General features: G+C 39.9%; 14 protein-coding genes and 1 pseudogene. All 15 read right to left on the bottom strand.

The window, feature by feature from the left end:
• Positions 1-11: 11 nt before the first annotated feature.
• Positions 12-659: a nucleotidyltransferase family protein gene (locus CRO56_RS18305; protein WP_097160070.1), complete on the bottom strand. Its 648-nt coding sequence runs from the start codon at positions 657-659 to the stop codon at positions 12-14.
• A 143-nt stretch (positions 660-802) separates the two neighbouring features.
• A complete protein-coding gene (locus tag CRO56_RS18300; RefSeq protein ID WP_097160069.1) occupies positions 803-1624 on the bottom strand; it encodes a metallophosphoesterase in 822 nt (273 codons plus the stop codon).
• A 19-nt stretch (positions 1625-1643) separates the two neighbouring features.
• Entirely contained in the window at positions 1644-2660 is a 1017-nt protein-coding gene (locus tag CRO56_RS18295) for an ABC transporter ATP-binding protein (protein WP_097160068.1), read from the bottom strand.
• Positions 2657-3640, bottom strand: coding sequence for an ABC transporter ATP-binding protein (locus CRO56_RS18290; RefSeq protein ID WP_097160067.1), 984 nt, complete (start codon positions 3638-3640; stop codon positions 2657-2659). Before CRO56_RS18290 ends, CRO56_RS18295 begins: the two co-directional genes overlap by 4 nt.
• An 11-nt stretch (positions 3641-3651) precedes the next feature.
• Positions 3652-4461, bottom strand: coding sequence for an ABC transporter permease (locus tag CRO56_RS18285; protein WP_245855976.1), 810 nt, complete (start codon positions 4459-4461; stop codon positions 3652-3654).
• A gap of 5 nt (positions 4462-4466) precedes the next feature.
• A complete protein-coding gene (locus CRO56_RS18280; RefSeq protein WP_097160066.1) occupies positions 4467-5411 on the bottom strand; it encodes an ABC transporter permease in 945 nt (314 codons plus the stop codon).
• 22 nt (positions 5412-5433) lie between these two features.
• Positions 5434-6999, bottom strand: coding sequence for an ABC transporter substrate-binding protein (locus tag CRO56_RS18275; RefSeq protein ID WP_097160065.1), 1566 nt, complete (start codon positions 6997-6999; stop codon positions 5434-5436).
• Between the two features lie 16 nt (positions 7000-7015).
• Positions 7016-7750, bottom strand: a complete 735-nt coding sequence (locus CRO56_RS18270) for an MBL fold metallo-hydrolase (RefSeq protein ID WP_179714347.1) — start codon at positions 7748-7750, stop codon at positions 7016-7018.
• Between the two features lie 52 nt (positions 7751-7802).
• Positions 7803-8630, bottom strand: a complete 828-nt coding sequence (locus CRO56_RS18265) for a MurR/RpiR family transcriptional regulator (protein WP_097160063.1) — start codon at positions 8628-8630, stop codon at positions 7803-7805.
• Positions 8631-8639: 9 nt separating this feature from the next.
• Entirely contained in the window at positions 8640-9335 is a 696-nt protein-coding gene (locus CRO56_RS18260) for an HAD family hydrolase (RefSeq protein ID WP_179714346.1), read from the bottom strand.
• A gap of 468 nt (positions 9336-9803) precedes the next feature.
• A pseudogene (locus CRO56_RS18250) lies at positions 9804-10762 on the bottom strand (2-hydroxyacid dehydrogenase).
• A gap of 63 nt (positions 10763-10825) precedes the next feature.
• Positions 10826-11614 (bottom strand): SDR family oxidoreductase, encoded by a 789-nt coding sequence (locus CRO56_RS18245; RefSeq protein WP_097160059.1) that lies wholly within the window; start codon positions 11612-11614, stop codon positions 10826-10828.
• 21 nt (positions 11615-11635) lie between these two features.
• Positions 11636-12526: a dihydrodipicolinate synthase family protein gene (locus tag CRO56_RS18240; protein WP_218839655.1), complete on the bottom strand. Its 891-nt coding sequence runs from the start codon at positions 12524-12526 to the stop codon at positions 11636-11638.
• A gap of 52 nt (positions 12527-12578) precedes the next feature.
• A complete protein-coding gene (locus CRO56_RS18235) occupies positions 12579-13943 on the bottom strand; it encodes a dihydroorotase (RefSeq protein WP_097160058.1) in 1365 nt (454 codons plus the stop codon).
• 16 nt (positions 13944-13959) lie between these two features.
• The gene (locus tag CRO56_RS18230; protein ID WP_281257340.1) at positions 13960-14676 is read right to left on the bottom strand and encodes an IclR family transcriptional regulator; all 717 of its coding nucleotides are present in this window, start codon (positions 14674-14676) and stop codon (positions 13960-13962) included.
• Between the last annotated feature and the right edge of the window lie 310 nt (positions 14677-14986).

Genomic DNA, 14986 nt, shown 5'->3' with positions numbered 1-14986 from the left:
ATCTATCCTTTCTATTTATGGTCAAGCGATTTACTTTGCCACATCCGTTTAAAAAATGCAGCCAAATGTGGAGAAGATAATGCTTTCCTTAAAAGCTGTTCATCAAAGCCATCACGTTTTAACGCTGTAATGATCGCTTCTGCCCGATCCTGCCTATTTCTTCTGAAATTGGATTCCAGTTGTATCTCTAAAGGAACGACCGGAATAGTAAAGTTCCCAAACTCCACGTTTTTCGAGAGAGCCCATATATACTTTCCTCCTTCCCAGATCCCTTCCCCTGTGGTCGAGTCCGGAATTCCCGCCGAATTAGAAATATGAACGACCTCTACATCAACCCCATCAATCACCCACCTGGCTTTGGACCAGGAAAAACCAGAAGGAAATGTCTGATGAAATACCGGTTCATCCTTTGAAGATAGCCAAGTGTGACTTTCCCTGTTTTCACTTGTTTCCGTTAGAGAAAACTCTCGAAGCAGCTCAGCAAATTTAGCTGCCCCTTCCTGCTCTTTCACATAAATATCGATATCACCCGGTTCCATGTCACAGCCCTGCAGTACAGAACCAGCGGAACCTACTAGGATCCAATCAATCTTTGTACCTGCTTGAAAATAAATATCACATATTTTCTCTAAAACACTTCGCCAGTTATTCCCCAACATCTTTTAACTCCCATCATCATATCGTTTAAAGTAATCTTGTAATCTTCCACTCCAAATTCCATATCTTTCCTCCATTATACAATAAAAGAGGCCAGACCCCCAGTAAGTTATGAATTTGCTGTACTAGGTGGACTCGCCCTATTTTATTTAACCTCAAACACTACTAAAGCTTCATTTAACTCATTCACCAGGTTTTCGCTCTTCCATTCGTCATGATTGCCCAAGCATGCACAAATCATCGTTGTGGTATCAGTTGATTCGATTTTCCGATAATGAACATGCCCCATGATGCCATATTTTACATGATATTTATTATACAAATCACTATATTGCCTGCTGCCTAAAAAAGCATTAAAAAACTCCCATAACTGATTCGGCATTGGGACTGTGAATTGGGGGTGTGTTAGCATATGGGTCATCATAATAATGTTTTTACCTTTATGCTTTTGCAAGTCCGCCTCTAATGCCCTATAGAAAAATTGACACATTTCCTTATTTTCCCGACCCCAATTCACATAATTAAAATCCTGCCAAGTCCGCTCCATGTAGTACCCCTGATTAAATTCAGCTTCGCTAAAAGCTTCGCTGCCAAAGGAATAATCGTACCATCCTGAGTTACCAACAACCACCCAATCATCATTTAAATGAAAAGCTTGTTCCATAATACAGCCATTCCATTGATTAAAAGCATGATAAATATCCCAAGTGTTTGTTACTCCATTCTCTTTAGACCAATAGTCATGGTTACCCGGAACAAAAAGGACCTTCGTATGACTTAACCTTTCTAATTCATTCAAAAAGTCGATACTCATACGGTAATCATTGGAAATATCACCTGCAATCAGTAAAATATCTATATGAAGCTTTTTGATTAAATCTGCTAAAATTTCTGCAAAACTTGTATTTTCCGGGAGCAAAGCGGCATTACGGTCAATATGCAAATCAGAAATAACTCCTACTTTCACATTACTCCTCCTCGTGAGTTTAGGCTTCATTCAAAACAGCGCTCGTTTTTACCCGCTCCTGTGCTTGTTCCTCTAATACCACCTTATGACAACTGACCAAATGTTCTTCACGCAAAGACTTTGTTTCAGGTTTCACAGTTTTACAAATATCCAGTACATACGGACATCTCGTGTGAAATGGACAACCGCTTGGCGGGTTGCTGGGATTAGGAAGATCCCCTTTAAGCACAATCCGGTGATGCTCTTCATCAAGCGTTGGGATTGCCGAAAATAGCGCATCCGCATAAGGATGCAGTGGCTTCACCCCAAAGTCTTCTGCTTTGCCAATTTCCACAATCTCCCCTAAATACATGACCGCAATACGATCACAAAAATATCGCACCACATTTAAATCGTGGGAAATAAAAAGATAGGTTAGCTTATATTGCTTTTGCAGCTTTTTCAATAGATTTAAAATCTGTGCCTGAACGGATACATCAAGTGCAGAAACTCCTTCGTCAATCACGATAAATTCAGGATTTAAAATAATGGCAGAAGCAATGGCTACCCGCTGTCGCTGGCCGCCGCTCAATTCATGGGGGTAACGATTTAAAAACGATGCATCGAGACCAACATCTTCTAAGATTTGCAGTATTTTCTTCTCACGCGAAGCTTTGTTGCCGATTTTATGAATAACAAGCGGTTCATTTAAAATCCACCCGATTGTTTTTTTCGGATTCAAGGACGAATAAGGATCTTGAAAAACAATTTGGACAGCCTTACGCCACTCTTTTAGTTTGCTGCTCGAAAAGGAAGAGATATCTTCCCCCTTATATTTTATGGTCCCGCTCGTTTGTTTGATCAGCTGCAGTATGACTTGCCCTGTTGTCGATTTTCCACAGCCGCTTTCCCCTACCAAGCCAAAAGTTTCGCCTGGATACAGGGAAAAAGTAACGCCATTTACGGCCTTTACAAACGTTGCCTTATCAAACAAACCACTCTTTCCGTGCTTATAATGCTTGTGAAGAATATTCACTTCTAGTAAAGGGACTGTCATGATACCACTTCACCTACTTTGGAATAAAGATGGCAGAAGACTGATTGATTGTCCGAACGATTTTCCTCAGGAAAGTCTGTATAACATATATCCATAACATGCGGACAACGGTCTGCAAAAGGACAACCCGTATTGCGTTCCTTTAACATAGGTACTTTTCCAGGAATCGTGTAAAGAACCTGCCCGCTTTTTTTATGATCGGGAATTGACTGAATCAAACCCTTTGTATAAGGATGCTTGGGATGTTTTAGTATTTCTGTAGCTGGCCCTTCCTCCACAATTCGCCCCGCATACATGACAAGCACACGATCACAAATATGTTTAATAACTCCTAAATCATGAGAAATAAAAATCATGGAGGTTGCTCTAGAGTGTTTAATTTTTTGAAATAGCTCTAAAATTTGTGCCTGAATCGTAACGTCCAGTGCGGTCGTTGGTTCATCAGCGATAATCAAATCAGGTTCAGCAATTAAAGCAATCGCAATGATGATTCGCTGGCGCATTCCGCCTGATAGCTGATGCGGATAGGCTCTATGGATCTTCTCTGGATCAGGTAAACCAATCTCTTTCATCAGCGCAATGGTTCGATTTTTTATTTCTGCCTTTGAAAAATTTGTATGTCGCTTTAAAACCTCGCCAATTTGATTACCGATGGTCATAAGTGGATTCAGAGATGTCATCGGCTCTTGAAAAATCATGGAGATCGATTTTCCCCTTGTCCCTTGCCACTGCTTTTCATCGTATTCTGCTAAGTTTTTATTTTTAAACCAAATACGGCCCTTTTGAACCGATGCATTTTTCGGAAGAATTCCCATAATTGCCTGTGATGTCAGACTTTTGCCGCAGCCTGACTCTCCAACAATGCCCACTACCTCTCCTGACAACACAGAAAAAGATATATCTTCTAACGCTTTAAAATGTCCATCGATCAATTCTAATGATACTTCTAAATTTTCTACAGACAATAGAGGTGCAGTCAATGTCCACCCTCCTACGCTTTTTTATCCTGTTTATCTCGAATACCGTCACCCAGCAAATTAAAGCCTAACACCATAATCGTAATAATTACCCCTGTGATCACGACATACCATGGTGCAGACGCAATATAAGGCTGTGCTTCCTTCAGCATCCGCCCCCAGCTCGGGTCTGGCGGCTGAACACCAATTCCCAGATAACTTAATCCCGATTCAGCAAGGATCGCTCCTGAAAAACTTAGGGATGCCGCAACTAGGATCGGTGACGATGCATTCGGTAATATATGATGAAAAATAATGCGAAACGAACTTGCCCCTTTGGCTATACTCGCTTTAACGAAATCATACTGCTTATATTGAATAAAGCTTGAGCGGATAATCCGGGCAAATGAAGGGATACTCATGATACCTAGGGCGAGAATCGTATTCTTTATGCCAGGTTCAAAAACAGAAATAAGCATAATGGCTAATAGAATTCCAGGAAAGGCAAACATCGCATCAATAAACCGCATCGCTAATTCATCGATCCAGCCGCCAAAATAACCCGCGCTGGCACCAATTAAAAAGCCAAAAAATAATCCAACTGAAACGGATGAAATCCCGATGATAAATGCGGTTTGCGATCCTTCCATTACACGGCTAAAAATATCCCTGCCAAAATTATCAGTACCAAAAAGATGCTCCCAAGAAGGAGCTGCTAATCGATTGACTGTGTCCATCGAATTTGGATCATATGGCGTATAAAACCAGCTCACAATCATCATGAAAGCGAGCAGTCCCACTAAACCAATTCCTACAAAAAACGGAATACTTCTCCTTTTCTTCACAACTGTCACCCCTTCAGCCTTATTCGCGGATCGACAACTTTATACAATAGATCGACAATAAAATTGATGAAAAGCACGAGAACCGCAATATAAAGGACCATTGATTGTACCAAGGGGAAGTCTCTAGATGTAATCGACTGAATCAAAAGACTGCCTAGACCCGGGAGCGCGAATACATTTTCAATAATAATACTGCCGCCAAGAGTATCGGCTACAATCAAACCCATAATCGTTAAAACAGGAATTAACGAGTTTCTTAGAATATGCTTATAAACAATGATTCTTTCACTCAATCCTTTACATCTGGCGGTTCGAACATAATCCATGTTGGATTGATCCAATAGCGTATTTCGCAAATATCGTATCACCACAGCGATATTCCCAATCGCTATGGCAAGCGAAGGTAAAAAGAACGATCGCAGTGCACCAAAGAAATCCTCGGACCAAGACACATACCCAAAGCTTGGAAATAGCTGTAATATGACTGCAAATACTAAAATCAGCATAAAGCCAAACCAAAAGGACGGAATCGAAATACCTAACTGTGTGAACATATTTAAAATAACGGAGATCCATTTACCATCTGACCGGGCGATAAATATGCCTAGAGGCAGCCCGATCAAAATAGTAAGAAGTAATGAAACAATCGCTAATGAGAAGGTTACCGGTAAACGTTCCGCAATAATGTCACTGACCGGCAGCTGGTAACGGAGAGATTCGCCTAAATCACCTTGAATAACTCCAGACACCCAATCGGTATATCGTTCGACTGGCGGCTTGTCCAAGCCTAATTCTTTTTCAAGCTGTTCGACCTGCTTAGGATCGGCATCAATACCGAGAATAATTTGCGCCGGGTTCCCCGGTAATAGCTGAAAGACGAAAAAGATCATTAGTGACACGATAACAATCGTTATAAAAAAACTAGATAACTTATATAGAAGATACCTCAATATTAAAATCCCCTTATTTTAACTATTCAGTAAACACAAGATCTTCTAAGTTAAATTTTTGGATTGGGTACATTTTTAAGCCGTCTAACCCTTTTCTCATGGCGATGGTGCGATTTGGATCCATAATAAATACAGATACAGCTTCTTCCGTTAACATCTGTTGTGCTTCTTTATACAAATCTGCCATCTGAGTCGTATCGGTTGCAGCCAATGCATCCGCAATCAGCTGATCATATTCAGGATTACTGTAGTTGATAAAGTTGCTGCCATAGTCACTTTCATATCTTCTTAAAATTTCATAAGGATCCAGCTTACCTGTAAATCCGATAATCGTAGAAACATATTGTTCTCCTTGGTATACATCCTCTAACCATGAGCTGAACTCAATTAACTTAATATCAACGGTAATGCCAATTTGACTCAGCTGTTCAGCAATTACCTGTGCTGTATCGACATGGAATTGGTAGTCCGATGGAACCGTTAATTCCAATGTAAAACCATCAGCTAAACCAGCTTCAGCTAACAATTTTTTTGCTTCTTCAATATTTGGAGCATAGTATTCTTCTAAGCCTGGCTCATAATAAAATTCCATCGCTGGACTAAAATTCGAACCTAATTTTGATCCTTCACCATCAGCTACTGTATCAATAATGACATCTTTATCAATGGCTAGATTAATAGCTTGACGTACCTTTACATCATCTAACGGCTCGACGCTATTATTTAACGCCATTAATTGAACCATGTTTTGCGGACCGGAAACAGTACTGACCGTATCCCCTAATTGGAGCAAGCCTTGAGAACTAATTCCAGGAATAATATCAATTTCACCTGCTTGCATCGCTAAAATCGAAGACTCTGAATCAGGCATGACCATAAAATGGACTTCATCTGCTTCTGGAATATTTTCTTGGTCATAGTAATCTTCATTTTTTACTAACGTTAACTCCTGACCTACTTTATATTCTTTAAATTTAAAAGGACCTGCCCCGATTGGACTTGAGCTTTGTTCTTCATATCCGCTTGGCAATATCGGACGAATATTGGCAGCTAAAAAGGCGGAGTTTTTTTCTTTTAGTGTAATCACGACTTCATAATCAGAAGCTGATTCAATTTTTTCAATGACTGAAAACTGAGAAGAAAGAGGTTCTCCGCCGTTTAATCCGCTAAGTTTTTCATAAGAATAAATGACATCTTCTGCTGTTAAATCAGAACCATCATGGAACTTGATGCCCTCTTTTAGTTTGAATGTATACGTTAATCCATCATCGGAAATATCATAAGACTCTGCGATTGCTGGCACTAATTCCCCAGCTTCATTCGTATCTAATAACCCGTCAAACACATTATCCATCATCGACATCGTATCAGTTGCTGCGGATAAATAAGGGTCTAAGTTATCTACCTCTGTACTCATAGCAATCCGGACAATCTTTGGCCCTGCTTCAGTTGAAGGTGAAGTTTCTTCAGATTCAGAATGATTACTGTTCGTATTTGTACTGGTTTCCTCTGAACCAGAATTTGAACAAGCTCCTAGAAATAAAGCAACTAAAATAAATAGTAAGCCTCTAAAGAAATTCTTTTTCATGTTCAATTCCTCCGAATTAGATTTTGATAGAAAAACCTTCCTTTGCACGATAAATCTTTTTATCACAAAAAGCTTTAACTTCCTCTACCAATTGATCAACTTGGCCAAAATGCGGGAAATGTGTCAGGACAGCTTCCTCAACATTTGCTTTCGAAATAATTTCTCCAACTTCACCGCTTGACAAATGTCCTTTTACGAAACCCTTTTGTGCTTTAAAAAAACTGCATTCGATGAGAAGTAAATTCACCTCCTTACAGAAATCGATAAATCTTTCATTATAGCCAGTATCAGCCGAGTACACCATCACTGTTCCTTGCTGATTGGAAACCTTTATCGAACAGCATGGAATTTCATGAATATTTTCCATAAAGGACAATGTAAATGGCCCAATCTGGATTGAATCTTCAAGATTTATTTTTTTTACATGGACAATATCGGGATATGCGAATGACAAAGTCTCCAAATTTTCCGCATAGATATAAACATCCAGCGGCTTTTTTCTGTTCTTTAGCTGAGTTTGGATGAGCATGGCAAATTCTAAACTGTAGATGTCAGCAATATGATCGGTATGTATATGACTTATGAACACTGCATCTAATTCTGTTAATTCGATATAATTTTGCAGCTTAGAAAGGGCACCGCTTCCGCAATCGATTAAAATTTTCGTATCCTCTTCCTCCACTAAATAACAGGAAGTTGCCTCATTTTTCTCAGCATAAGCTCCCCAATAACCGACTGTTGTTAATTTCAAATATCCCAATCCTCCCTCGAATGACCGTAAGATTTCCAAATTTTATCGTCTTCTATTTGAATTTCTCAAAATGTTCTTCCACATGATTAATATTGAATTTAATCCGTTCTCCGCCTATGTAAGCAACTTCATTAATTATGGCATTACAGATGGAAAGTGCTGCTGTATAGGAATCTAAAAAACTATTAGATTTGGTTTTGGCAAAAAAATGTATCGTTGTAAATTTACAAATCGGAGATAAGGAGGAATCCGTCAAACCAATCACGGAAACTCCTTTAGCTTTTGCAAGCTCGGCAATTTTCAATGTTAATGAATCATAACGCGGGAAAGCACTGAGTAAAACAAGATCCCCCTTCTGAAAATAGGATGTATATTCGGCAGCCTCCCCCTGTGGAATCATCGAGCAGTTTCCTAACATATAGTTCAACACGAATTGCATAAAGGAAGTAATCGATAAGCCCATGCGCCAGCCGCCTATCCAAATTCTCCTTGCAGATAGCAGTAACTCTGCGGCTCGCTGGATATCCATTTGACTAATCTCTTTACTTGTACTCACAATATTTTCGGCTTCCTGTAAAAAGTGCTGCTCTAGCCATGAATCTGGTTTAGCCGCAGTTGTCAGCAACAAATTATTGACCGCCCGCCGATTGTAATGAAGAAATTGAATCATTTCTTTTTTCATTTCCATAAAATTTTCAAACTGTAATGCTTGAGCAAAACGGTGAACGGTAGCTTCACTAACATTTGACTTTTCCGCAATCTTTTGTGCAGACGAAACAACCGCTTCCTCCATATTTTCAAAAATATAATGCGCCACGTTTTTTTGAGCAGAGCTGAGTGTATTAAATTTTTCCTTAATTTGTTCATGGATATCTGGCATATTAATCCTCTAATATACAGGTTTTAATGGTAAGTCTAGTATTTCAAGCAACTCGCCAATGTTAGTTATAATCGGAACTCCTTCAATTTCTTCAATTCCTTGTTTGCCGAATGGATTGATTAATATACTTTCCATTCCTACCCTTCTGCTGCCAACCACATCATCGTAGTAATTATCACCAATATAAATAGACTCAGCTGCTGATACTCCTGCTTTTTCTAAAGCATGCCAAAAAATTTGCTGATCCGGTTTTTCAATTTGAATCTCAGAAGAAATTATTTTATGATCCAAGTAAGAATCAATTCCTGTTTGCGCTAATACATCTTTTGCCGTTTGATCCCAATTGGAGATGAGACCAATGCCGTATCCCCGTTCTCTTAATATTTGTAAGGTAGGAATCGTATGAGGGAAGGCTCTCCACTCCATTCTTTGCTGAGGCGTCTCTGCAGTTGATTTTTCAATAGACTCTGGATTGATTGCTAAAAACTCGCATAATAATTTCTGATAATCTCCGGCGTATTTATGAAACTGCCTCCCTAATACGCCAGGGAGCTCCCTCATAAAATATTTATCTGCTAAATGATAGGCAAGAGCAATTTCATCTGCGGATTTATGTATGCCTGATTTTTCTAATAGTAACTGAAAACGCTCCTCCCGATTGGTGTGCACTAAGGTATAGCCAAGATCAAACCAAATGTAATTCATAATTCGCAACCTCCCTTTTGTAGCTTTTCCTACAAGTTCTATCATTTGAAGTATTTCTTTCACGATTCCATTTTAGATAGAAAGTATTTTGATAGAATAAATAGAAAGTAAATATTGGTAAATGTTTTGTTAAGTTGTGGGAAATGTATTTGGCTGCTAGCTAAAAAAGGGTCTGACCTGGTACGGTAAGCATTACCATACTGAGGACAGACCCTAATCTATTGGGGAGATAATATCCGTATTGTCTAACTTGTAACGGACATAGAATCCGTTATTTTAGTAAAAAAGCAGATTTTTAAGATTTAACGGACATCAGATCCGTTATTAGTGAAATTTGATAGGAAAATGCATTAATTTACTCCAAATAACGGAACTCATGTCCGCAAAAATCGAAAAACCTTCATTTTTGCACGAATAACGGAACTAGTGTCCGTAAACCTCATACCGATACATTATTAAAATGGTTATTTAACGATTAACAAGATACTCCGGTTCTTCCCCGTTCCTCACGCGATTGATATTTTCAAACGCAATTTCGATTGTACGTTTAAACGTATCCACCGTTCCGCCGCCAATGTGAGGGGTTGAAAGGACGTTATCTAATGCCAGTAAAGGGTTCTCAGGTGAAACGGGTTCTGTTTCCCAGGCATCGATCGCGGCCCCACGAATCCGATTGTTAATAAGGGCTTCGTATAGATCCCTCTCATTAACAACCCCTCCTCGCGCCACATTGATAAGAATGGCATTCTCTTTCATTTTGGTAAACTCTTCCGCTCCTATTAAACCCTAGTTTCAGGCAAAAGAGGAACATGGACGCTGATAATATCCGAAACTTGCAAAAGCTGATCAAGACTTACGTACTGAGCATGGATCTCCTTCTCTTTTTCAAAAGATAATCTTCGTTTATCATAATATACAATGTTCGTTCCAAAGGCTTTCGACCGTTTGGCCGTTTCATATCCGATGTTCCCCATCCCGATCAGCCCATAAGTTTTCCCATATATTTCATAGGAAGAAGACCGGAAATTCCATGAATACCACTTGCCCTCTTTTGTTGCTTGGTTCATCTCAATTAATCTCCTGTAAAGGGCAAGAATAAATAAAATGGTAGCTTCCGAGACACTAATTGAATTTCCGCCTGGGGTATTAGAGACAGGGACCGACCGACTTGCCGCTGCAACCAAATCAATATTATCGACCCCAATGCCAACCTTTTGGATAAATTTCAATTTCTCAGCTAGCCGTATGATTTTTTCATCTATTTTAAAAGCTGTCAGGATAAAATAATCAGTTTGACGCAGCTCAAGTTCTCTTTGCCGCTCCGACAAGTCGCTCCAAAATGTCAGCGTTACACCTGGCTGCACTTTTTCTAAAACGATTTGTTTTAAATCATCTGGTAAATGGTCAAAATATAAAATTCTTTCCATCAAACAATCCCCCAAAAAAAGGCTCTGGGAGTGACCAGTCTCTCTCCCCAGAGCCTTCTGATTTTAAATGGACTTCACCATACCTCCATCGATGATGATCGACGTGCCGGTCACATAAGAGCACTTATCCGACGCAATAAATGCGACAACCGCCCCAAATTCTTCAGGTTTACCATACCGACCGAGAGGAATGCTTTTCTTTGAATGATTTTGCACTTCTTCTAAGGACATCCCAGTTTTTTCGGCTTTGATTGAATCTAAGGTTTGAACCCGATCCGTTAAAATTCTGCCAGGAGCCACGGTGTTGACAAGAATATTGAACCCAGCTAACTCGGTTGCTAATGTTTTGGACAAGCCCATAACCCCGGTTCTGAATGTATTAGACAATAAAAGTCCAGGGATGGGCTGTTTAATCGACGTAGAAGTAAGATTGATAATCTTGCCATAATTCTGTTCCTTCATATACGGCAGGACTGCTCTGATACAACGAACATAGCTTAATAAATTCAGCTCAAAAGACTGATACCAGTCCTCATCTGTAAATTGTTCAAATGTTCCGCTTGGCGGTCCCCCTGAATTATTAATTAAAATATCAATTCGATTAAATTTTTCGATTGTATAGCGGACGGCGTTCTCAATGTCTTCTTTTTTGGTCAGGTCACAAACGACATATTCCACTTCACTTTCGGTCAGAGACTGCAATTGTTTTTTCGTTTCCTGCAATTCTTTCTCGTCCCGTCCGGTAAGAACGACGTGAGCACCCTCCTTCGCCAGCTCCAACGCACTGGCCTTCCCAAGACCTTTACTGGATGCACAAACAAAAGCCACCTTATTCTTTAAGCCTAAATCCATCCCGGCAACCCCCTATTCGTTTTATTTTACCGTTAGACCAACAAAATCAATGATTTCCTGCAATTCTTCCATCGTTCTTTGATCTACGGAAGCTCCCGGGAATCTTACATGGCTCGAGTCAATGATGCCTCTTAATTTAAACGTCTCTTTTCTAATCGCGACTCCGCCAATTCCAAGCTGTGCCTCAAACCGAATTAATGGCAGGTTTTGATAAAAATACTCTCGAGCCGCTTCTTTTTGATTATTAGTAAATAATTCAAACGTTTTAACTAAAACTTCCGGGAATGCAAATCCAGTCATAATCCCTGCGGCACCGCGGTCTAGTTCTTCAAAGAAATACATGCCGCCAAGTCCGCCATAAATTTTTAATTGATCCGTTTCGTTGAGGATTTTTGTGATTTTGACAGTGGTAGGCGCTTCTTCCAATTTGACATATTGAACATTATCGATTTCATTACCCAATCTTGCGATAAACTGCGGGGACATTTTCACACCAGTCGTTACGGGTTCATCTTGAATCACAATCGGAAGCGAAATATTGTCCGCAATTTCAGTATAATGCTTAAATAGCATGTCTTCATTATTTAGATTCCTTGGCGCCGCAATCATAACGGCTTGTGCACCTGCCCTTTCGGCTTCCTTTGCCAAATCTATTGCAATTTTGGTCCCTTCAGCTGTACAGCCAACCGTAACAGGGGCTCGGCCATTGGTTTGCTCCAAGACAAGATTCATCACGCGCAGGCGCTCGTGATCGGAAAGCTTATGTACCTCACCCATTATGCCTAATATCGTCATGCCATGGACACCAGATTGAATATAGAAATCCGTTAATTTTCTAATTCCTTTTTCATCCAGATTTCCTTGATCATCAAACGGCGTAAGAGTAATCACGCTAATCCCATTTTGTAACATATTCAATTCCTCCTGATTTAAAAAATTTGAATGAAACACTACAGCACCGGGGTCAACCCCTTTTATAGGCAGCTCCTCTGACTAATTTTCCATATCCGGGTTCTACCTTTATATGTTCTCCATCGTATACGGTAGTTCCTCTCACAATCGTCTGGGCTATTTTCCCTTGAACTTGTGTGCCGTGAAACGGAGTTAGTTTGGCATTTGTCCGTAATTTGGCTTCATCAATCACCCAGGATGCAGCTGGGTCAATCACTGTAAAATCTGCATCATTACCGATGGCGATTTTTCCTTTGTTCGGGATTTGGAAAACTTCTGCCGGATATTGAGAAAGAAACTTTGCCAGCTTTAGTGGTGAAATTCCTTCTTTTACAACCATATGGTCAAATAATAGGGGTACCATAATTTCAAGTCCTGACAGCCCTGCGGAGGATTTAAAAATATGATTCTCGCTGATTTTCTTATGTTCCTGCCCCCAGGCCACATGGTCGGAGGTAATCAGATCAATTTTTTCATGTAGCAGATGATCCCATAAACCCTTGACATCTTCCTCAGTCCGCAGCGGAGGATTATTCTTTGCTTTTGGCCCGAATTGATCTAAAGCGTTTACATTTAGAAGCAAATAAGGATAACAGGTTTCTGATGTAACATTGACACCTTGTTTTTTAAACATTTCAATTAATTCAATCGTGCGCGGATGACTGACATGGACGATGTGGAGTTTAACCTCTGTCCAATAAGCGAATTCAAGAAGCTTAAGGACTGCACTTGTTTCAGAAATAGGCGGTCTTGTCTCCATATGAGCGCGAGGGTAAATTTTATTTCCTTCGGTGTATTCTTTGATGAGGTTCGCAATAATTTCTTCATTCTCTGCATGAAAGCCAATACTTAGACCTGTTTCTTTTACAAGTTTCATAGCTTTGAGAATCTCAAAGTCTGGAATTCTCGGAAACCGATAAGGATCCGCTTCAATCGTGGATAATTTAAAGGCAATCGCACCGGCATCGGCTAAAGGCTTGATTTGATCAGTCCCGCCTGTTTTTGTAATGGTAGCCCAAAATCCTGCATCAACGAGGCTATCCTTCTCAACCCGTTTCGCCTTTTCCATAAATCTTTCTGTATTTGTTATAGGATCCGGAACATCATACGGCATATCGACAAAGGTCGTAATTCCGCCAGCTGCTGCTGCCCGGCTCGTCGATAAAAATCCCTCATTCGGGTTACTGAAGCAATGGACATGGGCATCAATGAAACCAGGAAATACATATTGTTCGCCAAAGTCTAGAAGCTCTTCATATTTTAATGAACCTGTCTCCCTGCTGATTTCTTCAATCTTCCCATTATAAATCCCAACTTCCCCCATAACCATCTCATTTTCTAAAATCAGCTTTCCCCGTATGACCTTTTCAAATGTCATAAAATCCTCCCGTCATTTATAAAAATTTTTCAATTTCTCTTACAGCCTGCTGGCACTTTTCTATGATTTCCGTTTCGCTTTTTTGCAGCATTCTATCTGTCGGACCAGATACAGTCAATGAAGCGAAAACAGTTTGTTTTGAATCTCTGATCGGAAACCCATAAGAAAAGACCCCGACATCGATCTCGCTGTCAGAAATGGCATAGCCTTTTTCACGGATATCATCTAAATTTTCGATTAGCTCCTCTTTAGTAGCTAATGTTTTTTCCGTAAATTTTTTGACTAATTTCCTGCTAAACAGCTGATCAATTAATGCTTCAGACTGAAATGCTAAAATAGCCTTTGAAGAGGCTCCGGCATAGATCGGAACAATTTTACCCTGCTCCGATGAAACCTTTATCGGCTGCAGGGAAGGAACCGTTTCTACACAAACAGCTGACAGATCAGAGATTACACTTAAAATCGTAGTTTCGCCTAAGTCTTGTGTTAACGCTTTCATATAAGGCAACGCGATTGTCGATAAACTATGATCCATTCGAACAATATTCGCAAACTCAATAAATCGATAGCCCAGTTTATAAGCACCTTTATCCGTCTCCATTAGATATCCTTTTTCTTTAAGCAATCTGACGTGCCTATATACACTGCTTTGCGGAGCATTCAGAAGCTTCGAGATTTCTGCTACCGATAGAGGCGTTTTCTTTTCACTGTATAAATCCAATATCGCAAATATTTTATCCGCACTCAGGAGGCAGACCCCCTCTCTCTATAATTTTCTGCAAATATTATCAATTATTGATAATTGATTATCAATTTCCAAAAATCGTTATATTCACTTTACTTGAGCGATGGCTTTTAGTCAATCGCCATTTACTGACTTTTCATGATTTTTACTGAAAAAGCGGCTAGACCCCCGATACGGTAACGTTTCACCGAACCGGGGGTCTGCCCCATGCCCATCAAGCTAACAAAGTAAATTACTAGATACGAAATGATCCTTGTTTTAAAACTAGCGAGTGATGGAAAAGTAGGCATGCCAAAGA

The sequence above is a fragment of the Bacillus oleivorans genome, from assembly GCF_900207585.1.
Lineage (GTDB): Bacteria > Bacillota > Bacilli > Bacillales > JC228 > Bacillus_BF > Bacillus_BF oleivorans.
Note: the sequence above shows the minus strand (reverse complement) of the source record. Positions and strands in the feature narration are given on the sequence as shown.